This is a genomic window from Pseudomonas urmiensis (assembly GCF_014268815.2).
Lineage (GTDB): Bacteria > Pseudomonadota > Gammaproteobacteria > Pseudomonadales > Pseudomonadaceae > Aquipseudomonas > Aquipseudomonas urmiensis.
Genome location: NZ_JABWRE020000001.1, coordinates 5,132,159 through 5,156,474 on the forward strand (window position 1 = coordinate 5,132,159; position 24,316 = coordinate 5,156,474).

The following is a 24,316-nucleotide window of genomic DNA, read 5'->3' on the forward strand; positions in this document are numbered from 1 at the left end:
ATCAACTGGATATATCCGATGTCAGCCTTCCTCGTTGGGTTGCGCCAAATTCTCCACCGCCCCTGGCTGCTGGCATCGCTCGCTGCCCTGGCTAGCGCCGTGCTGTTGCTGGCCGGCAGCGTGGGTGTGGCGCTGCAGCAGATGAAGGAAAGCGAGAGCGCGCAGATGAACGCCCAGGGCGAGCGTTTTCTGGAGCGTCTAGAGCAAGTCTTCGGTCAGTTGCGTCAAGGTGTCGATCAATTGCACTCCCTGCCTTTGCGTGGGTGCGATTCGACAACCTTGGCGGCACTACAGCAAGTCGGCCTGAGTTCGCGGTTCATTTACGAAGCGGCCTACGTGCAGGGTAATGTCGCCTGCTCTAGCCGTGGAGGGGTGAGTAACATCGAGCCTTTTCGACCGCCTGATATTCGCGGTCCGACCTACAGCTACTGGCTCAATACCACTGCCGAGCCCGACGAGAACCTCGCTGCGCTCATGCTTGGGCGCGGTAATTTTTTGGTTTCTACTTCGCGTGGTCACCTCACCGATGTGGTTGACCTGCCGCCCGGCGGTAGCCTGCTGGTGGTATTGGATCATGGACGCCGCGCTATTCCGGTGCTGGGCCCGGCGCAACCCTGGCCGCCAGTCGCCGATTGGCCGCCGCCCTCGGACAAGGCTTTGTCTGAGTTCAGTGACCGGCTGATCTACCGCATGCCGACCAAGTCACCCGATTACCAGTTAGTGCTGATTGCCCCTCGCGCCAGTTTGCCTCTGAAGATGAACGGCGTGCTCTGGCTATTGTTCCCTGGCAGCGTACTGGTGGCGTGCTGTATTGGCTGGCTGGTGCTGCAGTTGATCCTGCAACGCCGCTCGATGAGCTCCGAGCTGCAGAATGCGCTGCGCAAAGGCGAGCTGCAGGTGCTCTACCAGCCAATCTTCGAGCTGGACAGTCGGCGCTGTGTCGGCGCTGAGGCCCTGGTGCGCTGGCGCAGGCCCGATGGCACCCTGACCAGCCCGGATCTGTTCATCCCGCTGGCGGAGAATACCGGGCAGATCCGCCAGATCACCGACTTCGTCCTGCAGCGGGTATTGGAGCAACTGGGGCAGTTACTGCGGGCCAACCGCAACTTATATATCTCGGTGAACCTGGCTGCCTGCGATGTGATGGTGCCGCGTATTGGTGGGGTGGCAGCCCGGCTGTTGGCTCATCACCGAGTACCCGCCAGTCAGATCGCTTTCGAGGTGACCGAGCGGGGCCTGATCGATGTGGTGGTGGCGCGGGACAATTTGCAGGCCTTGCGCGCCGTTGGGCATCAGGTACTGATTGACGATTTTGGCACTGGCTACTGCAGCCTTGCCTACCTGCAGACCTTGCCGGTGGATTGTTTGAAGATCGACAAGGCCTTTATCGATGCGCTGGGCCATGATGCGGCGAGCAGCGGCGTGGCGCCGCATATCATCCGCATGGCCCATGACCTGCATTTGCGGGTGATCGCCGAAGGTATCGAATGTGAGGACCAGGCGGTACTGCTCAACAGTGAAGGGGTCAATTATGGGCAGGGGTGGTTGTTTGCCCATCCGCTCAATGCCCGGCAGTTTGCCGAGTTGATAACTCGCGGGCGGCGGGTCAGTGCTCGGCGGATAGATGATGAGCCCTGATCTGTAGGTAGCCTTGTAGCGATTCGCAGACTGCACCGGCCTCTTCGCGGGCAAGCCCGCTCCCACGCTTTCTTCGGTGTCCGGAGTAACGTGGGAGCGGGCTTGCCCCGCGAAGACAGCGCTCATTGATAACTGCGACTTTCAAACCGGTAACGCCATATAGAACTGCGTTCCCTGCCCTGGCCGCGAAAACACTCCCATGCGGCCACCATGCAGCTGGACGATCTCTTTGCACAGCGCCAGGCCCAGCCCCGCGCCACCTTTCTTGCGTCCCACCTGAACGAATGGCTCGAAGATCCGACCTTGCTGGCCATAGGCAATACCCTCGCCATTATCCTCGACACTGACAATCACCCGCTCGCCATGTCGCCGCGCATGCAAGCGGATGCGCCCCCCGCTGGGCGTATGGCGCACGGCGTTGTGCAACAGATTATCGAGCACCCGATCGAGCTGGGCGGCATCGGCCTGGATACGTGGCAGTGGCTGCTCGAGCTCGATCAGCAAGTCGATCTGCTTATCCGCTGCTTGCGGTGCGATACGCCCTTGGGCACGTTTGAGCAGATCGTCGACCGCACAGTGAGCCAGCTCCAGTTTTTGCAGCCCGCTCTGGTAGCGAGAGAAATTCAGCAGGTCGTTGATCAACTGGGTCAGACGCTGCATTTCTTCGCCGATGGTGTCGAGCAGGTCGTTCTCGCGGGCTTCAGGCGGGAACTTGACCCGTTCGCGCAGCAGGCCAAAGGCCATATGCATACCGGTGACCGGGGTGCGCAGCTCGTGCGAGGCACGCAAGACGAATTCACTGCGCACCCGCTCAAAAGCACGCTGTTCGGTGACATCGTGCAGCACCATCACTGCACCGAGGATTGGCCCCTGAGGGTGGCTGACCGGGGTCAGGCTGTAAGTCAGCAGGCGGGTTTCTTCCTCGATATCGATGCTCAAGTCATCGGGCGGGCGATCCAGGCTGCCGCCACGCAGGACCTGGCGCAGTTGCTGCTCCAGTTCTGGACGTTGCAACGCCTCGGCCAGACCCGTGCCGAGCCGGCTGCTGTCCCAGCCCAGCTGCCGTTGGGCAACTGGGTTGAGGTGTTCCAGGCGGCCTTGGCGATCGATGATCAGCAGGCCGTCATCGATACTGTCGAGTACCGCCTGCAAGCGTTGCTGGCCAGCCAGCACCTCATCGATGTTGGTGGCCTGATGCTTGCGCAAGGCATCGGCCATCATCCCGAAACGGCGGGTCAGCTGGTTGAGTTCAGTGGCCTGGGTAACCGGCAGGGTGACATCGAAATTCCCTTGGCCGACCTCATCGGCAGCCTTGGCCAAGGCTTCGATCGGCTGGCCGAAGCGGCGGGCGATATTGTGCGCGGTGACGAAGCCCAGGACCAGCACCGCCAAGCCCATCAGGCCCAGCAGGCCGCTGACCAGCAGAGCGCGGTCGCGGGTATGCTCCTCGCTGCGGGTGATGTGCTCCAAGGCCTGTTTGTGAGAGTCGATCAGGTCGACGCGCACCTGGCTGAAAGCTGCGCCCAATGGCTGATCGGTACCCATGCTGCGCGAGGGGGCCGGGCTATCGCGGTAGGCCTGCAAGAAGGTCTGGTAGTTACTGCTGGCCTTACTGAAACCGGTGCGCTCGCCACCCTGCTCCAACCCTTGGTTGAGCAGGCTCTGGAACTGCTCCTGCAAGGTCACCAGGCTATTGGGCGCGGTGTCCTCATCGAGGATCAGGGTCAGTTGCTCACCCAGGTTTTGCCTGAGCTTGAGCCCGACCTCGAGGGTGTGGGTGGTGTCGCGCACCAAGCGCTGCTGCACCGTGGCCATCTGCAATACACTGACCAACCCCAGCAACAGCCCAAGCAAAGCCACCGTGACCAATGCCGATATGCTAAGGAAAAGCCGCGTGCGCAGCTTCATCGGCCACTTCATAGGTTGAATTGCTTGCGCTTGCGGTACAGCGTAGAGGCGTCGATGCCGAGTGTCTTCGCTGCTTGATCGAGGGTGTCACTGGAAGCCAGCACTGCACCGATGTGCGCCCGCTCCAGCTCATCCAGGCTCAACGCGGCGCCGATACGCGGGGCATTGTTGGTGGTGGGCTCGGCCATGCCCAGGTGGCTGATCTCGACTCGCTCCTGCGGGCAGATGATGCTGGCCCGCTCGACCACGTTGCGCAGCTCGCGGATGTTGCCCGGCCAGCGGTAGTTGAGCAGCGCCGCACGTGCTTCGTCACTGAACACCCGGGCCGGTCGCGAGTACTCCTTGACGAAACGGGCGAGAAAACGCTCGGCCAACGTCAGGATGTCATCGCTGCGTTCACGCAGTGGCGGCAGGTGCAGGGTGATGACGTTGAGGCGGTACAGCAGGTCTTCACGGAAGCGCCCATCACGGACCATGTCATCAAGGTTGAGGTTGGTCGCGGCGAGGATGCGTACATCTGCGCGGCGGGTGACCGGATCGCCGACCCGCTCGTATTCCTTGTCTTGAATGAAGCGCAGCAGTTTTGGCTGCAAAGTCAGCGGAAAATCGCCGATCTCATCGAGGAAAAGTGTGCCGCCGTCGGCTTGGCTGACTCGGCCCAAGGTGCTCTCGCTGGCACCGGTGAAGGCACCGCGGGTGTGACCGAACAGCTCGCTCTCCATCAATTCGGCGTTCAGCGACGGGCAGTTGATGGTCACGCAAGCCTTGCGTGCACGCTTGCTCCAGCCGTGAATGGCGCGGGCCAGCTCGCCTTTACCGGTGCCGGATTCGCCGAGGATGAGAATGTTGGCATCGGTGGTCGCCACCTGCCGCGCGGTTTCCAGCACCGCCATCATGGCTGGGCTGTGCGAGTCGAGGCCGTCTTTGGGTTTGCGCACTTCGCCTTCGAGCGCTTCGAGGCGAGCAGACAACTGGCGCACTTCGAGCTGCTTGGCGGTGGCCAGGCGCAGTTGGTCCGGGCTGCAAGGTTTGACCAGGTAATCGGCGGCGCCGGCCTGGATAGCATCGACCGCGGTGTCCACAGCCGAATGGGCGGTGACAATGACCACCCGCATCCACGGCGCCTGGATACGCATCTGGGCCAGTACATCGAGACCGTTGTCCTCGCCCAAGCGCAAATCGAGGAAGCACAAGTCGAACACCTGCCGCTGCAACAGCGCCTCAGCCTGCACGGCGCTGTTGGCCGTGGCTACGCTGTAGCCTTCATCTTCAAGGCAATAACGGAAGGTTCGCAGGATGGCGGACTCGTCGTCCACCAGCAGGATGCGGCCTTGGTTGTCCTGGGCAGATTCCATTTTCCTACGCTCCTTTAGGATTGATCTCAATTAGTGTCGGAAAGATCGGGCAAGTTGCATGGTCAATTCTGAAGGATTCTGTCCTTTGCATGCTAGCTACTGGCCGCTTCTTTATCTAACTAACTGAAAATATTGAGTTTTTAGGCGATAAATCAGCTGGCACGCGGGTTGCGAAGATCTTTAGCTTTGTCACAAAAGGAGGTGCAGTCATGCGCTTTTCCCCTCGTATGGCCGTTTTCGCGGCCAGTCTGCTGTCGGTTATCACGCCGGCCTTGGCCGATCCGATCCAGGACGCGCGTCTGCAAGGAGGGCTGCAAACCGCCCTGTCACTGAACCGCTTGCTCAATCCCTTTCGTATTGAAGTCGATGTAGAAGGCGCGCGCGCCCGCTTGACGGGCGAGGTCGAGAGCGAGGTGGAGCGCCAATTGGCTGAACACCTGGCGCTGGCCACCCGCGGTATCGAGCAGGTCGATAACCAATTGCAGGTCAATGCCGAGCTGGTCGAGCGCCCCTTGGAGCTGCGTGCCTACGCGCAGCGGCTTGAGGATGCCACGCTTGCGGCTGTTGTGCGCTCGCGCCTGGCATGGAGCCGGGTCACGCAAAAGGCCCCGATCGAGGTGGAAAGTCGCGAGGGTGTAGTGACTTTGCGCGGACGGGTCGACAGCGTCGAAGCCAAGGAGCTTGCCGGTGTCCTGGCGCGGACCACTGATGGTATTCATTTGGTCAACAACCTGGTGAGCCTGGATACCGCCGCCATGGCCAAGGCTCGTGAGACGCCTGTGGGCGCGCCAACGGGGCCGCAGCCCAGCGATAGCTGGATCCTCGACAAGATCCAAAGCAGCTACCGCTTCAGCCGCAATCTGGATGGGCTGAACATCAAGGTTGCCAGCGAGCAAGGAATGGTCCGGCTATCGGGCGAGGTGGTCAGCAGCGAGCAGAAAACCATCGCCGTGGAGATCGCCCGGCAGATCATCGGTGTACGTGGCGTAGATGCTGACCTGTTGAAGATCGCGACCAAGGTGGAGGGCTGAAGTCGTGCAAATCGCACGACGGCAAAAGGGTCATCGTGCAGGATACGTCCTTGCAGACCCCCTCTCATCTTACTAAGTAATTGATTTATAAGGATATTTATTAATTTGTAAGGCTGGCATGCAGGCTGCAATTACCTGTTCAGAGTTTGAATAAGAACACAGCAGGAGGAGCCGGCATGAACCGCCAATCCGTCAACCGCTTACAGTCCACCGCTTTGCCGCTGCGCCAGTTCCTGTTCCTCGGTCTGGCACTGCTGGTGACCCTGGCCGCCGGCCAGTTCTATTACAGCTGGCAGACCGCCCGGCTCGCCGAGCAAGTAGCGGCGCACACGGCATTGTTGACGCAGATTCAGGCGACCCGTGCCAACACCTTGGTGAGGGCAGCTGACCCGCTGCCGACCGCCAAGGCGAGCTCTCCGGCCACTCTGGAAAACGTAGTACCGCAGGACCGCTGGGTGTTCTAAGCGACCTGCTGGATCGATTTCAAAAAAGAAAGGAGAACCACCATGCTTAGTTGGGCTATCACTTTCCTGATTATCGCCATTGTCGCTGCCGTGCTGGGCTTCGGTGGTATCGCCGGTGCTGCCACGGGGATTGCGAAGATCCTGTTCATCGTCTTCCTGGTGCTGTTCGTGGCTTCCTTCTTCTTCGGACGTGGCAGGGGCTAGACCATGAGCCGGATGCTTTGCAAAGCCCTGGCTACCGCCCTGCTTCTGGGCGGTAGCGCGGCGGCGATGGCGGCCAATGACGGCCAGGTTCGTGTCAGCCAGTTGCTTGGCACGGACCCCGAATACCGTGAGACCTGGCAGGACACCCTCAAAGACGAGGAGCGTTTACCCGAGTGGGTCATCAACCTCAGCGGCAGTTCGCAAGAACAGATGTCGGCAGTGACTGAGGATGGCGACAAGTACTTGGTCGGGCCTCTGTGTGAATCGGACGACAACTGCACCTATAAACGCCTGATCGTGGCGTTCAGCTGGGACAAGGACGATGCCTACGGGATGCTGGTAGAGGTGCCAGAAGGATTGCCGACCGACAAGTCGCCCACCCGCCATGCGCAGTACCGTTGGCTGGGCAAGCCGGATGACGGCATGAAGGCGATGCTGCAAGAGCAGCTCAAGCGTGATCCGAAGTGGTACTAGGGTCTGTATGAAAAGTCTTGAGACGCCGGTCAGGCAAGGCGAAAACAGCCGAGGAACGGTCGGAGTCGCGCTCGACTTTACTGGAGTAAATGAGCATTCCGAGGCTGTTTTCAACGCAGCATGACCAAGTATCAAGGTTTTTCGTACAGAGCCTAGGCGTCAGCGTACGCATAAGGTTCACGTCAATGTAACGCTATAGAAGCTGAACCTTTCTAAGGTTCTGGCTTCTATGATGCGCAGCCCCGAGGAGGGGCGGCACATGACCAAGGGGCCGGGCTGTTCTGATTGTTCCAGGATCGGAGTGGCCTAGGGGTACAGGGAGTACCTCCGAGCACGGGCCGGGTCAGGCAAGGTGGCATCGGAAGTATCAGGTTGCTCGGGGCTGCCAAGCACCGAAGCCGACCTGACTTCCGAAGCACCTATATATAGAAGGCTTTGTGTAGCTTGTAGGAATTTGCCTTCAAGACACATTTTGTCTCGACCGTACATCGAATTATTTTAGGGTCTGGCACTACCCGCCCGATGTACCATTTAGACCATTCGGATTGTCGAACAAGGCATCCGATCCCTCCTTTTAGTGCCGCCAAATCGGCCGAAAAATGGCGCTTTGGTCTTGTTCGGAAATCCGAACGGCGTATATCCAGCCCCTTCGGGTGCGACTTTTTGTCCCTTGATCTCATGCCGAATCGGTATAGGGTAGTCGTTTCCGGCATTAGACTGCCTCCCTCTCCATCGCAATAGTTGCGGCCTTTTTCGCTAGCCAGAGCGCCGACACGCTCGCTTGCGCTGACCTTCGATGGAGCCGTCGTACGGATTAAATTCGCTGCCCAGCATGCTTCTAAAGGCTCTGGAACGCGCGTTTCCGCTCGACGACCATGACCACTAGAAGAAAAGGTAACGACATGAAGAAGGCAAAACTAAGCCTCGCCTGGCAGATCCTCATCGGACTCGTCCTGGGCGTTGCAATCGGCGCGCTGCTGAACCATTTCAGTGCAGAAAAGGCATGGTGGATCAGTAATGTTCTGCAGCCAGCCGGTGACATCTTCATTCGCCTGATCAAGATGATCGTCGTCCCGATCGTGATTTCGTCGCTGATCGTGGGCATCGCCGGGGTTGGCGACGCGAAGAAACTGGGCAGCATTGGCCTGAAGACCATCATCTACTTCGAGGTGGTGACCACCATCGCCATCGTCGTCGGCCTGGGCCTGGCCAACCTGTTCCACCCAGGTGTCGGTATCGACATGAGCACCCTGGGTACTGTGGACATCTCCAAGTACCAGGCCACTGCGGCCGAGGTGCAGCATGAGCACGCGTTCATCGAGACCCTGCTCAACCTGATCCCATCGAACATCTTCGCAGCCGTGGCGCGTGGCGAGATGCTGCCGATCATCTTCTTCTCGGTACTGTTCGGCCTGGGCCTGTCGAGCCTGCAGGCAGACCTGCGCGAGCCGCTGGTACGCACCTTCCAGGGCGTATCGGAAACCATGTTCAAGGTCACCCACATGATCATGAACTACGCGCCGATCGGTGTATTCGCCCTGATCGCGGTGACTGTCGCCAACTTCGGCTTCTCGTCCCTGCTGCCGCTGGCCAAGCTGGTGGTGCTGGTGTACTTCGCTATCGCCTTCTTCGCCTTCATGGTGCTGGGCCTGGTGGCGCGGATGTTCGGCTTCTCGATCATCAAGATCATGCGCATCATGAAAGACGAGATGATCCTCGCCTACTCCACCTCCAGCTCCGAGACCGTGCTGCCACGGGTGATCGAGAAGATGGAGAAGTACGGTGCGCCGAAGTCGATCTGCAGCTTCGTGGTGCCTACCGGTTACTCGTTCAACCTCGACGGTTCGACCCTGTACCAGAGCATCGCGGCGATCTTCATTGCCCAGCTGTACGGCATCGACTTGTCCTGGAGCCAACAGCTGTTGCTGGTCCTGACCCTGATGGTCACCTCCAAGGGTATCGCGGGTGTGCCGGGCGTTTCCTTCGTGGTGCTGCTGGCGACCCTGGGCAGTGTTGGTATCCCGCTGGAAGGCCTGGCGTTCATCGCCGGTGTCGACCGCATCATGGACATGGCGCGGACTGCCCTGAACGTGATCGGCAACGCCTTGGCTGCCCTGGTTATCGCACGTTGGGAAGGCATGTACGACGCGGTCAAAGGCGAGCAGTACTACAACTCGCTGCCGCACATGGCCGGTACCAAAGCCGCCGCTTCCGTTGCGGGCGAGACTGCCAAGCAGTAAGCCTTCAGCGTTGAACAAAAAGCCCCGACTTGTCGGGGCTTTTTGTTGTCTTGAGATCGGCAGGTGGTGTCGTGTGGGAGAAAGGCGTCGGTAGCGTGGGAGCGGGCTTGCCCCGCGATAGCGTCAGCGCGGCTAAGCAATTTGGCCAAGTAGACGCTATCGCGGGGCAAGCCCGCTCCCACGCCAGCCCCACGCCAGCCCCACGCCAGCCCCACGCCAGCCCCACGCCAGCCCCACGCCAGCCCCACGCCAGCCCCACGCCAGCCCCACGCCAGCCCCACGCCAGCCGCTCCCAGACAGCCGCTTACAGCTCGCGGGCTTGAGGCTTAGGAATTTTCTCGCGCTAGCTTGCAACTGTGGAAGCAGCGTTCGGGTCGATCAGTACGCTATCATTCGAGGCATTTTTCGGGGGAACACACGGATGCTCAACGGCCTTTGGCTCAGCTTTTTCCTGGTGGCGGCCATTTCCGCCCTGGCCCAATGGCTGGTCGGCGGCAACGCGGGGATCTTCGCCGCGATGGTCGAGAGCATCTTCGCCATGGCCAAGCTGTCGGTGGAAGTCATGGTGCTGCTGTTCGGCACCCTAACCCTGTGGCTGGGTTTCCTGAAGATTGCCGAGCAGGCCGGTATCGTCGAGTGGCTGGCCAAGGTGCTCGGCCCGCTGTTCGCTCGGCTGATGCCTGAAGTGCCGCCTGGGCACCCTGCCCTGGGTTTGATCACCATGAACTTCGCCGCCAATGGCCTGGGCCTGGACAACGCCGCTACGCCGATCGGCCTGAAGGCCATGCGCGCCTTGCAGGAGCTCAACCCCAGCAGCACGACGGCGAGCAACGCGCAGATCCTGTTCCTGGTGCTCAACGCCTCGTCGCTGACCCTGCTGCCGGTCACCATCTTCATGTACCGCGCGCAGCAAGGCGCACCTGATCCGACCATGGTGTTCCTGCCAATTCTGCTCGCTACCAGCGTCTCGACACTGGTCGGCCTGCTCTCGGTGGCGGTCATGCAGCGCCTGCGCCTGTGGGACCCGGTGGTGCTCGCCTACCTGATCCCCGGTGCGCTGCTGCTGGGCTGCTTCATGGCCTTCCTCGGCACGCTGTCGGCGGCGGCGCTGGCCAGCCTGTCGTCGATCCTTGGCAACCTGACCCTGTTCGGCATCATCATCTTGTTCCTGGTGATCGGCGCGCTGCGACGGGTCAAGGTGTATGAAACCTTCGTCGAAGGCGCCAAGGAAGGCTTCGACGTCGCCAAGAACCTGCTGCCCTACTTGGTGGCGATGCTTTGTGCAGTGGGTGTGCTGCGGGCCTCGGGCGCCCTTGAGCTGGCTTTGGATGGCATCCGCCACGCCGTGGAGTGGATGGGCATGGACACTCGCTTCGTCGAGGGCCTGCCGACCGCGCTGGTCAAACCATTCTCTGGCAGCGCGGCGCGGGCGATGCTGATCGAGACCATGCAGACCCATGGCGTCGATAGCTTCCCAGCCTTGGTGGCGGCGACCATCCAGGGCAGTACCGAAACCACCTTCTACGTGTTGGCAGTGTATTTCGGCGCGGTGGGTATCCAGCGCGTGCGTCACGCGGTGGGTTGCGCCCTGCTGGCCGAACTGTCCGGGGTGATCGCGGCGATCTTCGTCTGCTACTGGTTCTTCGCCTGAGCCTGAGTTGCCTGGGCGACGGTCCAGTCCAGCAGTTGCGCCATCAGTTGGTCGCTGGCCGCTCCGAAGCCGGCGATCACTGCTGATACTTGGGTGGTGGTCAGCGGCTGACGCACCTCGAAGCGCCGGCTAGCAAGAATACGCTGGCTGCGCCCTTGCACCAGGCGCGCGTCATAACGTATCAGCACCTCCACGCCCCCCGGCCGGTATTCGCTCTGGAACGCCTGCAGCTCGCCTGCCAGCTCATAGTCCGCCTGCAGGTTGCTGTCGTCGGCGCTCAGGCGCTGCACTCGGCCATCGCGTTGGAAGCCATCGAGCAGGCGGTTACGCACCAGCAAAGGCACCGGGTCGCTCCAGCGGGCGCCCTTGTAGCCGCTGATGATGTCGCCTTGCGGGATAACCGCAATGCGGGCGCCGGCCAGGGCTTCGCTGGCCAGCGGCTTGTTCAGGCGTAGCGACCAGTCCAGCGGGGTGGCTGTACGGCTGGCCTGGTTCACTGGCAGGCGATAGATGTCCACCGGCTCACTCTTGGGCAGGATCGAGCAGGCCGTGGCCAGGCTCAGCGCTGCGGCCAGGGTGACAAGACGCAGCGAAGTGTTCATGGCTGGAACTCCTTGTTGTTGTCGCGACCCAGCAGGTAGCCGCTTGGGTCCGCCTCCAGTTGGCGCGAGATGCCTTTGAGGGCGTTGAGGGTTTCGCGCAATTCGCGGATGGCCGGGGTCAGCTGGTTCAGGCCTTGGGCGCCGTCGTCGATCGCTTCGCGGTTGTCCTTGAGCAGGCTGTTGATGGTCGCGGTGCTCTCGGCCAGCGCTTGCATGGCCTGCTCGGCGCTGCCAAAGGCCTGCTTGCCTTGCGTGCCCAGCAGGCCGTTGGCGTTGCGCATCAACGTCTGGGTTTCGGCGAGGGTGGCGCTGGCTTGTTTGCCGACTTCGCCCAACTGCTCGATGGCTTGGGTGATTCCGCCCTTCTGGCTGGCGAAGGCGCCGGTGGTTTGCTCCAGATTGGCCAGGGTGTTGCTCAGGCGGCCGATGTTGTCTTCGGAGAACATCTGGTTGGCGTTGTGCAGCAGCAGGTTGATGTTGGTCACCAGGTCGCTGCTGTCGTTGAGCAGGCGCGAAATTGGCGAAGGCGAAGCGACGATCACCGGCAGTTTGCCGTCCTTGCCCTTGAGCTCGGGGCTTTGCGGGGTGCCACCGGTGAGCTGGATGAACGAGTTGCCGGTGACCCCGGCCAGGGTCAGCTTGGCTTGGGTGTCTTGCTTGACCGGGGTGTCGGCGCTCAGGCGAATGCGCGCCAGGACCCGGCGCGGATCTTCCGGGTCCAGGCGCAGGGTGGTGACGTCCCCGACCTTGATCCCGTTGTACTGCACCGCGCTACCGCGCGACAGGCCCGAGACGGCCTCGTTGAACACCACTTGGTAGTCCTTGAAGGTGTCGTCGACGCTGGACTTGGTCAGCCACAGGCCGAACAGCAGCGCGCCGGCCACCACCAGTACGGTGACCAGGCCGATGAAGACATGATGAGCTCGGGTTTCCATGGTTCAGCGCTCCTGCCGGGCACTGGCGGCGGCCTGTTCGGCCGCCCGCCCGCGCGGGCCGTGAAAATAGTCGTGGATCCAGGGATCGTTGGTTTGCTCGACCTCGGCCAAAGGGCCGGCGACCAGGACTTTCTTCTGCGAAAGCACGGCGATTCGGTCGGTAATGGTGTAGAGCGTGTCAAGATCGTGGGTGATCAGAAACACGCTCAGGCCCAGCGCGTCACGCAGGGTCAGGATCAATTGGTCGAACGCCGCTGCGCCAATCGGGTCGAGGCCGGCGGTGGGTTCGTCGAGAAACAGGATATCCGGATCCAACGCCAAGGCGCGGGCCAGCGCTGCACGCTTGATCATGCCGCCTGACAGCGACGACGGGTATTTGTCCGCAGCCGAGATCGGCAGGCCCGCCAGGGCCAGTTTGACCCCGGCCAAGTGCTCGGCGTCGGCCCGCGACAGGCCGGCGTGCTCGATCAGCGGCAGGGCGACGTTTTCGGTGACGGTCAGCGAGGAGAACAGCGCGCCCTTCTGGAACAACACGCCAAAGCGCCGTTCCACTAACGAGCGTTGCTCATTGTTGAGTTGTGCCAGGTCCTGGCCGAACACCTTGACCAACCCCTCGTTGGGCCGGCGCAGGCCGATGATGCTGCGCAGCAGCACCGACTTGCCGCTGCCCGAGCCACCGACCACGGCGAGGATCTCGCCCTTGAACAGGTCAAGATCCAGGTTCTCGTGCACGCTCTGGCGGCCAAAGCGGTTGCACAGGCCGCGCGCCTCGATCACAGCTTCTCGTACGCCAGTCACCAGCCCATCTCCATGAAGAACAGCGCGGCCACGGCGTCCAGAACGATCACCACGAAAATCGACTGGACCACGCTTGAGGTCGTGTGGGCGCCCACCGACTCAGCGCTGCCACTGACCTTGAAGCCCTCCAGGCAGCCAATGGCAGCGATCAGGAAGGCGAAGAAGGGGGCCTTGGCCAAGCCGACCAGGAAGTGCTGTACGCCGATGTCGCTTTGCAGCAACGAGAGGAACATGGCCGGCGGGATATCCAGCGACAGCGCGCAGACCACCCCGCCGCCGACGATGCCGCAGACCATCGCCAGGAAGGTCAGCAGCGGCAGCGAGATCAACAGCGCCAGTACCCGCGGTACCACCAGCAGCTCAATCGGGTTCAGGCCCAAGGTGCGGATGGCGTCGATCTCTTCGTTGGCTTTCATCGAGCCGATCTGTGCGGTGAAGGCGCTGGCGGTTCGCCCGGCCATGAGGATGGCGGTGAGCAGTACGCCGAATTCGCGCAGGAATGAAAACGCCACCAGGTCGACGGTAAAGATGGTCGCGCCAAAGGCCGCCAACACCGTGGCGCCGAGGAAGGCGACCACCGCGCCCACCAGGAAGGTCAACAGGGCGACGATGGGCGCAGCGTCCAGGCCGGTCTGTTCGATATGGGCAACCACTGGGGTGATCCGCCAGCGGTGCGGTTGCAGCACGCGGCGCAGCAAGGTTTCGATGATCAGGCCGATGAAACCGAGCAACTGCCGGGTGTCTTGCCACAGGGTGTCGACGGCGCGGCCGATCCGATCGAGCAGCAGAATCAGGATCGGCCGCTCGGCTTCCTTGACCGGGATGCAGTAGTCCTGCACCGAGCAGTAGACCGTCTTGAGCAGCGCGCGGTTGGCTTCGGGCAGGTCGTTGGTGCAGTGCGACAGCCGTTCTGAACCGAGCAACTCGGCCAGTAGCGAGGCACCGGCGGTGTCCAGGCGGCCGAGTTGGCTCAGGTCGGCGATGGCGTCGGCGGCGAACTGGCTACGCAGTTGCTCGCTGGTACGCTTGAGCTCGGCGTAGTGGGCCAGGGTCCAGTCACCGGTAATGCGCAGGCAGGCCGGCTGGCTGCTGGTGTCCAGGGTAGCGCTGGGTGTGGTCATGGGCTCCATGCTTCTGACGGGCGCGGGGGCGACGGGTCAGATCATAGCGCATCGCCCATGAGTGTATTGCACCTTGGTGCTGTGCTCACTGGCCCTATCGCGCAGTCAAGGCCAACCCCTCGCCGCTGCGATAAGGTTTGTAGTCAGCCCGACGCCGCGTCGTTCACTACCTTGAAGCGCATTACACCGATCACCTGGCCATCCTCGGTCAGCACCCGCACCTGCCACTTGCCGATCGGATTGGGCGGGAAGTTCTGCTTGTGGGTCCAGGCACGATAGCCCTCTTTGCGTCCGCCATGGATATCCAGGGCGATCCGGTCGACCTCTTTACCGTCCAGCTGCCACACGTGATAGATACGCTCGTTAAGCCCGCGCGGTGCGTTGATCGCGGTGTAGGCGTACAGCCCGCTGCCTTTGATGCGGCTGGCCGGGATCTCTTCCAGCGACGCGCCTGGCTGACGATTGAGCACTTCGGTGCTGACCGCCACCTCGGTCAACCACAAGGTCGCGGGTGGCACCCACGAGCGCAACAGCCAGCCGCCAGCACCGACCGACAGGGTAACCAGCACCAATGCCACGGCGCGCCGCCAGTTATTGATCGGGAAGCTGCTGGCAAGGCTTGGGAACGACAGCGCCATGGCCGCGATCAGGGCCAGTTTGAAGCTCTGCGCGGTGGTCAGGTGCAAGATGATCGGCAGTGCCGTCAGCAGTGCGGCGAACAGAGTCAGGGTGTGCAGCGCCATGAACAACCAGCGCCGCGGTGCCAGCCATTTGTAATACAGCGGATCGATGATCGAGATCAGCCCGGCAGCGCCGAGCAGGCCGGTGAAGATCAGCTGGCCGCTGTTCCAGGTGGTGGTGATGAAGAAGAACGGCAAGACGAAGAACAGGCTTTCCTGGTGGATCATCTGCGTCGCATAGCGCAGCAGTGGCTGCGGGATTTCGCGCTTGAAGGCGCGGGTGAACAGCCCGGTGAGGGTGTTCTCCAGCATCAGCCAAAGCCAGCTGACCAGCATCAGGATAGCCACCCAACTGGCCAGGCCGGCCTGGCGGTCGACCAGAATGAAGCTGCCGATCCCCGAAAGGAAACCGCCAAGCGCGATGATGCCGGGGTAGCGCTTGAGCAGTTCGATCACGCGCTGGATGAATTGGGGGATGGGGGGCATGGGTAGCTACTGATATGGGCGGATGAAGCCAAGATCTCTGGCGGCCGCACCGGCCTCTTCGCGGTCAAGCACTGCCACAGGTATCAGCGCGCATGTTCAGAGTGGCGCTGTCCCTGTGGGAGCGGGCTTGCCCGCGAAGGGCCGCGCAGCGGACCCAGGATCTTCGGCCGCTACAGGATACCGCCGAATCAGCCGTCCCGTGTAGCGCCACTGGGCCGCGTGGGCGGATGGCGGCGCCGGCGTAGCAAGCCGACAGCAAGGATCAGCCCCAACAACAACGCCACCAGCCCATAGAGCTCGTCATAGCCAAGCAGCGGCTTCTCGATGCGCAGGTAGCCCGGATCCTTGAGCAGCTCACGCAGCGCCGCGTCAGCCTGTTTGAGGCTGACCTTGCGCAGTTGCCGGATCGGATCGGTAAAGCGCCCGTCGGTGTAATTGTTCAGTGCGCCCCAGTAGTAGTCGGCCAGCGCGCTGTTGCCCTGGCTCGACCAGCTTTCCCGGGCGATGGCGAGCTCTTTGATTCGGGAGAAAGTATCGGGGTCGAGGCCGTTCTTGCGCAGGTGGTCGAACAACTCCTGCAGCACTTTCACCGCCTTATCGACATCCTGGCGTTCCAGGTCGGCGTTGAGGCTGAGCATGCCGCTGTCGCCAAAGCTCTCGCGCTGCACCGACGGTCCGTAGGACAAACCATGGCGCAGCCGTAGCTGGTCGTACAAGGCCCAGTCCAGGTAGCGCGAAAGCAGGTCGAGGGTCTGGTCGTGGTCGTTGTCCAGCGTCGGCTCGATGAACAGCCAGTGCAGTTTCACGCTGTCGCCCAGCCAGCCACGGGTGAGGTCGCGGCGTTGCTCGGCCTGTTGGCTGATGCTGTCCAGATTGCGCCGCTCGCCAGGCTCGATCGCTGGCAGCTCGCCATAGGTGCGCTCCAGGTAGGCCGGAAGCAGGCGGTCAAGACCGCCAACGATGATCAGGCTCATGTTGTTGGCCGCATACCAATGCTCGCGCAGGGCCTGGACCTGCTCCAGGGTCATGTCGTCAAGGTCAGAGCGTGCCGGGCATTTCAGCCCTAGTTCAACCGCCAGCTGGTCGCTGGCACGGTGGCCGATGTCCTGGCGGTCGAGCCAGCGTTGCAGGTGGCCATAGTGGCCGCCATCTTCTCGCTCGATGATCTTCTTTGCCGTGGCCAGGGCTTTGGCGTCGATCTGGGTATCGCGGATCGCTGCCAGTAGCAGGTCGAGCACTTTGCGCTGGTTGCGCGCCGGCGCCTCGATGACGAAGGTGGTGTCGGCGCTGCTGGTATAGGCGTTCCATTCTCCGCCCAGGGCCTGCATGCGCTCCTCCAGGCCGCCCTCGCCGGTTTCGTCGATACCGCTGAACAGGAGGTGTTCGAGCAGGTGCGGCAGTTCGCGCTGGTCACACTCGAAGTCGTCCAGGCCCACCCCCACCACCAGGCGAATCGCCACATGGTCGCGCTCATAGCCGGATTTGAGGATCACCTGCAAGCCATTGGGCAGCAGGTAGCCCTCCACCTTCGAGCGGTCGAGGGCCAGCGACGGCAGGCTGCAGATCAGTAGGCAAACGAACATCAGGCTACGCATGGGCGAGCTTGGGTCTCCGGTAGTGCGGGTTCAAGGCTGGCGGGCTTCGTCCGGTACGCTGTCGAGCAACAAGCCGCCGGTGTCCGAGCCGCCTAGTACCACATAGGCACTGCTGCAGAACAAAGAGTTCAAACGCTTCATATCGGCGATCAGCTCCAAGTGTAGCGAACTGGTCTCGATACTTTGCACTACCTTGCGTTGCAATCGGCTGACATGAGCGTGGGCCAAACGCCGTTCCTGGGCGCGAAAACGGCGTTTTTCGCGCAGCAGCAGGTGGGCGCTCTCTGGGTCGGCACTGAGAAACACCGACAGGCCCAGGCGCAGGTTGGCCAGCAGCTGTTCTTGCAGGCCGGTCAGCTCTTCCAGGCCGACCTGGGAAAACTCGCGGCGCTGCGAGGTCTTCTGCTGCTGCACTTTGCGCAGCATGCGCTCGATCAGGTCGCTGGCCAGCTTGAGGTTGATGGCCAGTTCGATGATCTCGGCCCAGCGGCGGTTGTCTTGTTCGCTCAAGTCTTCGCGCGACATTTGCGCCAGGTACAGTTTGATTGCGCTGTAGAGCGCCTCGGCATCCTCAGCGAGCGCACGGACCTGTTGCGGGAGTGCGGTCTGGGTGCCGCGCAGGGCGCCGAGCATGGCTTCCAGCAGGCTGTCGACGATATCGCCCAGGCGCAGGGTCTCGCGCGCGGCGTTGGCCAGGGCCAGGCTGGGGGTCTGCAGGGCCGAGGCATCCAAGTGGCGTGGGCGGATCTGGCCATTGCCATTTTCGCGCTCGGGCAGCAGCGCATTGCACAACCGGCCCATGGGCTTGGTGGTCGGCAGCATGATCAGGCAGCGCAGCGTGTTGTAGAGCAGATGGAAGCCGATTACCAATTCCTGGGGGCTGAAGTTGAGGCTGTCCATCCACTCCACCAGTGGATGCAGGACGGGGATGATCAGCAGTAAGCCGATCAGCTTGTACAGCAGACTGCCCAGTGCGACTCGCCGGCCAGCAGCGTTCTGCATGCTGGTGGTGAGAAACGCCAGCAGGCCGCTGCCGATGTTGGCCCCGACCACCAGGCCAATCGCCACCGGCAGGCTGATCAGTTCGGCGCCGGCCAAGGTGGCGGTCAGCAGCACAGCGGCGAGGCTTGAGTAGGAAATCATCGCGAACAGCGCGCCGACCAGGGCATCGAGCAGAATGTCGCCGGTCAACGAGGCAAACAGGACCTTCACCCCTTGCGCCTGGGTGATCGGCGTCGCGGCCTGGACGATCAGTTGCAGGGCCAGGATGATCAGGCCCAGGCCGATCGCCACGCGGCCCATCTGGCCGAGGCGGGTCTGTTTGCGCGAGAGAAAGAAAATCACCCCGACAAACAGCAGCAGCGGCGACAGCCACGACAGGTCGAAGGTCAACACCCGGGCCATCAGCGCGGTACCTACGTCGGCGCCGAGCATGATGGCTAACGCCGGGGTCATCGCCATCAGGCCCTGGCCGACGAAGGAGGTCACCAGCATGGCGGTGGCGTTGCTGCTCTGCACCATGGCGGTCACCACGATACCGGCGAGAAATGCCAGCGGGCGCTTGCTCATGTTCTGGCTGAGCACCCGGCGCAGGTTGGAGCCGTAGACCCGCAGGATGCCGGTACGCACGATATGCGTGCCCCACACTAGCAATGCCACGGCGGAAAGCAGATTGAGCAAGGTCAGCATGTACGAGGCCCCCCTGTTGCTGTTGCCCCAACGCGGGGCCAATGGGTGAAGCCGTGAGCCTGGCCCGGGGGTGGGCGGTTTTTTCCAGTGCTCACTCAAGCTTTAGTTGTTTTACCCAGCTGACGCCAGCTTGGCATGGCTGAAACATATTTGAAACACGCGAGCGCCCTGCGCTTGCCCAGGGGCAGGAACGAAAAAAGGCCCCGGAGGGCCTTTCTTGATTGCGCGCCTGAGCTTATTGACCAGGGATGTCCTTGCGCAGTTTCACCGCATCGTGCTCTTCGCCGCGTTTGCGTGCCCGCGCCGTGCGCATGCGAATGTTGATCGCTTCCACCGCCAGCGAGAAGGCCATGGCGAAGTACACGTAGCCTTTTGGCACATGCACGTCGAAGGATTCGGCGATCAGCACCGTACCGACGACGATCAGGAACGAAAGTGCGAGCATCTTCAGCGAAGGGTGCTTGTCGATGAAATTACTGATGGCACCGGCGCAGAGCATCATCACCAGCACTGCCACGACGATCGCGGCGATCATCACCGGTACGTGCGAGACCATGCCTACGGCAGTGATCACCGAGTCCAGCGAGAACACGATGTCGATGATGGCGATCTGGATGATGGTGTAGATGAACTTGCCACCCGCGCCCTTTGGCTCTTCGGGGTTTTCGTCTTCACCTTCCAGGCCGTGGTAGATCTCCTGGGAGCTTTTCCACAGCAGGAACAGGCCACCGAAGAACAGGATCAGGTCGCGACCGGAGATGCCTTGGCCGAACACTTCGAACAGATCGGCAGTCAGGCGCATGACCCAGGTAATCGAGAGCAGCAGCAGGATGCGCGTGACCATGGCCAGGGCCAGGCCGAAGATCCGGGTACGTGGCTGCATGTGCTTGGGCATGCGGCTGACCAGGATCGAGATCATGATGATGTTGTCGATACCGAGAACGATCTCAAGTGCCGTCAGGGTGAAAAAGGCAACCCAGATTTCCGGGCTGGTCAGCCATTCCATGTGTATTCCTTCGAACGTTAAAAGGCGATGCGCCCGGTAGGGCGCATCGCTGTAGGGCGTATGTATTTACAGACTGCTGAACAGTGGGAAAGTCCCCAGGAGCAATGCGCCGAGCATTATGCACATGCACACCAGCACTGCCCACTTGAGCGTGAAGCGCTGATGATCACCGAACTCGATCCCGGCCAGTGCGACCAGCAGGTAGGTTGAGGGTACCAGCGGGCTGAGCAGGTGTACCGGTTGTCCGACGATCGACGCACGGGCCATTTCCACCGGGGTGATGCCGTAGTGGCTGGCGGCTTCGGCCAGCACCGGCAACACACCGTAGTAGAAGGCATCGTTGGACATGAAGAAGGTGAACGGCATGCTGACGATCGCCGTGATTACCGCCAGGTACGGGCCGAGCGCATCCGGAATCACCGCCAGCAGGCTCTTGGACATGGCATCGACCATGCCGGTGCCGGACAGGATGCCGGTGAAGATGCCCGCGGCGAAGATCAACCCGGTCACGGCCAGGACGCTACCGGAGTGGGCGGCGATGCGGTCCTTCTGCTGTTGCAGGCATGGGTAGTTGACGATCATGGCAATACTGAAGGCCACCATGAACAGTACCGGCAGCGGCAGCAGACCTGCGATGAGGGCAATCATCAGGACCAGGGTCAGGGCGCCGTTGAACCAGATCAGTTTTGGCCGGCGTGCTTCTGGGAACTGCGAAACGCTGATGCCGCTGTGGTCGATGTCATCGGTCGGCAGGTGCAGCTCACCCAGGCGAGCCCGCTCACGTTTGCCGTACATGTAGGCGATGGCCAGGATGGCGATCACGCCGAAGGCCATGGCCGGGATCATCGGCACGAAGATGTCCGACGGATCGACATGCAGGGCGCTTGCGGCGCGGGCAGTCGGGCCACCCCAAGGGGTCATGTTCATCACCCCGCCGGCCAGGATGATCAAGCCGGCCATGATCCGTGGGCTCATGCCTAAGCGGCTGTACAGCGGCAACATCGCTGCGCAGCAGATCATGTAGGTGGTGGCGCCGTCACCGTCGAGCGATACCACCAACGCCAGCACGGCGGTGCCGACCGAGACTTTCAGTGGGTCGCCTTTGACCGCCTTGAGGATCAGGCGCACGGCCGGATCGAACAGGCCGGAGTCGATCATCAGCGCAAAGTAGAGAATGGCGAACATCAGCATCACGCCGGTAGGCGCAAGCTTGCTGATGCCTTGCAGCATCATCGGGCCGATATCGGAGGAGAAACCACCGAACAGGGCGAACAGGATCGGAACCAGGATCAGGGCGATCAAGGCCGACAGGCGCTTGGTCATGATCAGGTACATGAAGGTGATGACCATGGCAAAGCCGAGGAAGGTCAGCATGGCGATACTCCAGGCGTGGCGCGGCGAAAGAGAAAAGACGCTTCGGGCGAATCAGCGCGTGGGGCGCTGTGCGTGGAATAGCCGGAGAGGGACTGCGAGAAGGCGGGCACAGGAATACATCAGAATCACCATTGTTGTTGTCGATTGGGCCGGGCGCGGAACAATCCGGGGGCCCTGGCTTACCGGTCTTGTGCCGGTAGTGGGGCTATCCTATGAGCGCAAGCTTTCAGCCAGCTTTCGCTACGGCAAAGGTGACGAGAGGTAATCATGTCCGATTTTTACGAGGGCGGCTGCCATTGCGGCGCCCTGCGCTATCGCTTGGAAGGGGATCTGACCGACATCGCTCATTGCCACTGCTCGATCTGTCGGCGGGTCAGCGGCGGGTTGGTGGTGACCTGGTTGACCCTGCCGCGCAGTGGTTTTCGATGGCTCAAGGGCAGGCCGCGGATGTATGTGGCACCGACCACGTGCAGCCGGTTTTTTTGCGGCGACTGTGGCGCGCATCTGGCGCTGAGTACTGTGCACAGCCCGCAGACCATCGATGTGACCGTGGCGACCCTGGATCATCCAGAGAACGTACGGGCCACCCGGCACATCTGGACCAGTAGCCGGTTGCCTTGGCTGCATCTGGATGAGCAGTTGCCGGGTGAGGCTGAGGAGCGTCTCTAATTTGGCTCTGTGGCCTTAACGCGGGGCGAGCTTGGGAGCGGGCTTGCCCCGCGATAAGGCCTGAACTGACCACAAAAGGCTCAGGCCTTCAGGGCAACTGCAAGCCACCGGCAGCCTTGTGCAGCTCCCGCAGGTGTTGGCCAATCTGCTTCACGTTCGCCTCGACCGCCGCAATCGCCTTGGCCCGGGTCGGATCGAGCAGCGCCCTCACCTCTTTATCCAGGTCGGTGCTCAGGCGTAGCAGCTGCGCCTGGCGCTCACTGCTGACCTTTTCCAGTTGCTTACGCTCTTCTGGCTGCGGCAAACCATAGCCGTCGGTGCCCAGCAATTCTGCCGGTCGGCTGAGGAAGCCGCTGTTGGCCAGCATCTGCTGCAGGGTCTGATTGGCTTTATCGATGCTGCCGTCCTTGAGCGCGGTGGCATTCAGGTAACGCTGCTTCACTTCATCCTGAGCCAACAGCAATTGCTGGCGCAGCGCAGCCTGCTCTAGCAGCAACAATGCGGCACTGGTACGCAGGTCGGCGCGCGCGAACCATGGCCGGCGCTGGTCGGCATCCAGGGCGAGCCAGTCCTCGACCTTCTCTTGCTTGACCGGTAACTGCTTTCTAAGCACATCGAACATGGCCTGGTAGCGATCACGATAGGAGTCGAAGCGATACCCCAGGCGCAGGGCCTCACGGGGATCGTCGAGCACGCTGGTATCGGCCAGGCCGCGGCCCTTGAGCACCGCGAGCAGGCCGTTGGGCATGATGCTGTCGAGGTCGTTCAGGGTCGGATTGGCCGTCCCGCTGCGCAGCAGCTTGAGGCCTTCAACTGCGCAGTTGTTGGACAGGAACCAGTAATTGCCGTCGTAGCTCCAGTGCATCTCCGCCGCTTGGCGAACCAGGTTCTCGACCTCGTCGCGGTTGAGCCGCAGCGGCACCGAGGCCAGGCTGCGCAGCTCGGTCTTGGTGTATTCGTCGATCACCTGACCCAGCGGCAGTACGAACAGCCGTGACGGATAAGCGCCAACCAGGCCGTCCCAGCTGGACAGCTGCACGTCATTGACGAACGCCCGGTAGGACAGCACCAGGTGCTGGTCCAGGTCCAACCGGCAATCCGGACCCCGCGGTCGACCGGGTGCGCAGATGACCAGGCGCAGCATGCTGTGGCCCCAGCGGCTGACCAGGTTCTGGTTGGCTTCGGCGAGCAGGTAGTCAACTTCATAAACCCGCTCCGGGTCGATCTCGCCCAGAGGTTGGCGGGCGAAGTCGTTGCCGGCATTGATGAATGGCAAGCCTTTGGCGCACGGGGTTTGCTGTGGAGTCCAGGCAAAGTGCTGCTGCAGGTACTGGTTCAGTGCCGGGCGGCGGCAACCATAGCTGGGGTCAAGCAGGAAGTACTCCATGTTGACCGCAATGTATTCCTTGGGGCTGCTCAGCTCATAACTGTCGGGGCTGCGCACCACCTGGGCGTTGTGCTGTTCGCGCTCTCCGCGTCGGCCAACGTACTGCTGCCAGCCAGCCAGGTCGAGTAGGCGTGGATCATCGCTCAAGGTGAAGCGGCGCTCGGCTTGTCCACGGCAGTCTTGCGGCAGGCCGATCTTGCCGAGGGTGTCCTGCTGGCGCTTGCAGCGGGCGATCATCAACCGCTCCTGGGTCGGCCAGAGACGGGCGCGGTCGTAGATATGGGTCAGTTCGTGGAGGACTGTGGCCAGTAGTTCTTGCCGCACAGTGCCATGCGGACGGTTGGTACGCTCGTGGGCAGCGCTGCCATCGACCAGGCCGGGCAATAGCCGGCGGTTCAGCTCGAGGGTGGACACCAGCGAAGCCTGACCATAGGCATCAGCGGGCATGCGCTCGCTCCAACTGACTTGGATACGGCGGTCGAGCTGTTGCTTGAAGCGGGGGGGGAGTTTGGCCAAGGCCTCATCGAGCAAGGCCTGGGTGGCTTGCTGTTGTTGCTGATCAAGCCCGGACGCCTGCAGATCGAGCTGCAGGTCGGCTAGCGCAGGCATGCCCAGCAGCGTCAGGACGCAGCCGAGCAACCAGGCACGCATGTGCTTCACAGGGCCAGGATGGCTTCGGCCAGTACCTGATCGCTGGCATCACGCGCCTCAGGCACGCGATGGCGAATGGTGGTGAAGGCGGCTTCTAGCTGCGCGCCGCGGATATCGCCTTTGCTGGCGACGAAGCTGGCGGCGTCGTCATGGGCATCCTGGACGATTTTCGAGTCGCGAATCGAAGTGGTGGTGTCCGAGGTGAAATCGATCGAACGGCCAAAGGCCCGCACGATGATGTTGCTGGTGGCCACCAGGGTCTGTGCCTGTGCCAGGTCGGCCATTACCAACATGCCGAGGGTGGCGGCGATCAGCGTCTTGCGCATGGAGCATCTCCGAAGGAATACAGGGAGTCGAA

Annotated in this window: 21 protein-coding genes; 8 read left to right on the forward strand and 13 right to left on the reverse strand. The window is 62.0% G+C overall.

Translation table 11 applies throughout. The annotated features are described in order from the left end of the window. Positions 1–18 precede the first annotated feature (18 nt). Complete coding sequence (locus HU737_RS23250; RefSeq protein WP_186553209.1) at positions 19–1,638, forward strand: EAL domain-containing protein; 1,620 nt, start codon at positions 19–21, stop codon at positions 1,636–1,638. Positions 1,639–1,779: 141 nt separating this feature from the next. Here HU737_RS23250 and HU737_RS23255 read toward each other — a convergent pair whose 3' ends face one another. Both HU737_RS23255 and algB read right to left on the reverse strand, forming a co-directional pair. After that, positions 1,780–3,558 carry a KinB sensor domain-containing domain gene (locus tag HU737_RS23255; protein WP_186553210.1) on the reverse strand — a complete coding sequence of 593 codons (1,779 nt, stop codon included), beginning with the start codon at positions 3,556–3,558 and terminating at the stop codon, positions 1,780–1,782. Continuing rightward, positions 3,555–4,901, reverse strand: a complete 1,347-nt coding sequence (gene algB / locus HU737_RS23260; protein WP_186553211.1) for a sigma-54-dependent response regulator transcription factor AlgB — start codon at positions 4,899–4,901, stop codon at positions 3,555–3,557. Before algB ends, HU737_RS23255 begins: the two co-directional genes overlap by 4 nt. Before the next feature lie 209 nt (positions 4,902–5,110). On the opposite strand from algB, the gene HU737_RS23265 reads away from it, so the two are divergent. The 6 genes from HU737_RS23265 (at position 5,111) to HU737_RS23290 (ending at position 10,965) form a co-directional block, all read left to right on the forward strand. After that, positions 5,111–5,932 (forward strand): BON domain-containing protein, encoded by an 822-nt coding sequence (locus HU737_RS23265; protein WP_186553212.1) that lies wholly within the window; start codon positions 5,111–5,113, stop codon positions 5,930–5,932. A 176-nt stretch (positions 5,933–6,108) separates the two neighbouring features. Then, the gene (locus tag HU737_RS23270) at positions 6,109–6,396 is read left to right on the forward strand and encodes a hypothetical protein (protein ID WP_186553213.1); all 288 of its coding nucleotides are present in this window, start codon (positions 6,109–6,111) and stop codon (positions 6,394–6,396) included. 42 nt (positions 6,397–6,438) lie between these two features. Beyond that, entirely contained in the window at positions 6,439–6,600 is a 162-nt protein-coding gene (locus tag HU737_RS23275) for a DUF1328 domain-containing protein (RefSeq protein WP_003252966.1), read from the forward strand. 3 nt (positions 6,601–6,603) lie between these two features. Continuing rightward, complete coding sequence (locus HU737_RS23280; protein ID WP_186553214.1) at positions 6,604–7,074, forward strand: inhibitor of vertebrate lysozyme family protein; 471 nt, start codon at positions 6,604–6,606, stop codon at positions 7,072–7,074. Between the two features lie 902 nt (positions 7,075–7,976). After that, on the forward strand, positions 7,977–9,314 hold the full coding sequence (gene gltP / locus HU737_RS23285; protein ID WP_186553215.1) for a glutamate/aspartate:proton symporter GltP: 1,338 nt from the start codon (positions 7,977–7,979) through the stop codon (positions 9,312–9,314). A gap of 421 nt (positions 9,315–9,735) precedes the next feature. Beyond that, on the forward strand, positions 9,736–10,965 hold the full coding sequence (locus HU737_RS23290) for a nucleoside recognition domain-containing protein (RefSeq protein ID WP_186557694.1): 1,230 nt from the start codon (positions 9,736–9,738) through the stop codon (positions 10,963–10,965). On the opposite strand, the gene HU737_RS23295 is transcribed toward HU737_RS23290, so the two are convergent. From HU737_RS23295 to HU737_RS23335, 9 genes are all read right to left on the reverse strand, one after another. Then, the gene (locus tag HU737_RS23295; protein WP_186557695.1) at positions 10,947–11,567 is read right to left on the reverse strand and encodes an ABC-type transport auxiliary lipoprotein family protein; all 621 of its coding nucleotides are present in this window, start codon (positions 11,565–11,567) and stop codon (positions 10,947–10,949) included. The genes HU737_RS23290 and HU737_RS23295 overlap by 19 nt on opposite strands. Next, positions 11,564–12,502: an MlaD family protein gene (locus tag HU737_RS23300; protein WP_186557696.1), complete on the reverse strand. Its 939-nt coding sequence runs from the start codon at positions 12,500–12,502 to the stop codon at positions 11,564–11,566. The genes HU737_RS23295 and HU737_RS23300 overlap by 4 nt, the downstream gene beginning before the upstream one ends. Before the next feature lie 3 nt (positions 12,503–12,505). Then, positions 12,506–13,300 carry an ABC transporter ATP-binding protein gene (locus tag HU737_RS23305; protein ID WP_186557697.1) on the reverse strand — a complete coding sequence of 265 codons (795 nt, stop codon included), beginning with the start codon at positions 13,298–13,300 and terminating at the stop codon, positions 12,506–12,508. Next, on the reverse strand, positions 13,297–14,430 hold the full coding sequence (locus HU737_RS23310) for an ABC transporter permease (RefSeq protein WP_186557698.1): 1,134 nt from the start codon (positions 14,428–14,430) through the stop codon (positions 13,297–13,299). The genes HU737_RS23305 and HU737_RS23310 overlap by 4 nt, the downstream gene beginning before the upstream one ends. 134 nt (positions 14,431–14,564) lie before the next feature. Continuing rightward, positions 14,565–15,587: a DUF5924 family protein gene (locus HU737_RS23315; protein ID WP_186557699.1), complete on the reverse strand. Its 1,023-nt coding sequence runs from the start codon at positions 15,585–15,587 to the stop codon at positions 14,565–14,567. 188 nt (positions 15,588–15,775) lie between these two features. Continuing rightward, positions 15,776–17,182, reverse strand: coding sequence for a M16 family metallopeptidase (locus HU737_RS23320; protein WP_186557700.1), 1,407 nt, complete (start codon positions 17,180–17,182; stop codon positions 15,776–15,778). 30 nt (positions 17,183–17,212) lie between these two features. After that, complete coding sequence (locus HU737_RS23325; RefSeq protein WP_186557701.1) at positions 17,213–18,871, reverse strand: Na/Pi cotransporter family protein; 1,659 nt, start codon at positions 18,869–18,871, stop codon at positions 17,213–17,215. Positions 18,872–19,106: 235 nt separating this feature from the next. Next, a complete protein-coding gene (locus HU737_RS23330; protein WP_186557702.1) occupies positions 19,107–19,877 on the reverse strand; it encodes a TerC family protein in 771 nt (256 codons plus the stop codon). A 66-nt stretch (positions 19,878–19,943) separates the two neighbouring features. Then, on the reverse strand, positions 19,944–21,251 hold the full coding sequence (locus HU737_RS23335) for a CitMHS family transporter (RefSeq protein ID WP_186557703.1): 1,308 nt from the start codon (positions 21,249–21,251) through the stop codon (positions 19,944–19,946). A 267-nt stretch (positions 21,252–21,518) separates the two neighbouring features. Between HU737_RS23335 and HU737_RS23340 the strand changes: the two genes are divergently transcribed. Next, positions 21,519–21,920 carry a GFA family protein gene (locus HU737_RS23340; protein WP_186557704.1) on the forward strand — a complete coding sequence of 134 codons (402 nt, stop codon included), beginning with the start codon at positions 21,519–21,521 and terminating at the stop codon, positions 21,918–21,920. A gap of 88 nt (positions 21,921–22,008) precedes the next feature. On the opposite strand, the gene HU737_RS23345 is transcribed toward HU737_RS23340, so the two are convergent. Next, positions 22,009–23,967 carry a DUF7844 domain-containing protein gene (locus HU737_RS23345; protein WP_186557705.1) on the reverse strand — a complete coding sequence of 653 codons (1,959 nt, stop codon included), beginning with the start codon at positions 23,965–23,967 and terminating at the stop codon, positions 22,009–22,011. After that, positions 23,964–24,284: a DUF2388 domain-containing protein gene (locus tag HU737_RS23350; RefSeq protein WP_186557706.1), complete on the reverse strand. Its 321-nt coding sequence runs from the start codon at positions 24,282–24,284 to the stop codon at positions 23,964–23,966. Before HU737_RS23350 ends, HU737_RS23345 begins: the two co-directional genes overlap by 4 nt. Between the last annotated feature and the right edge of the window lie 32 nt (positions 24,285–24,316).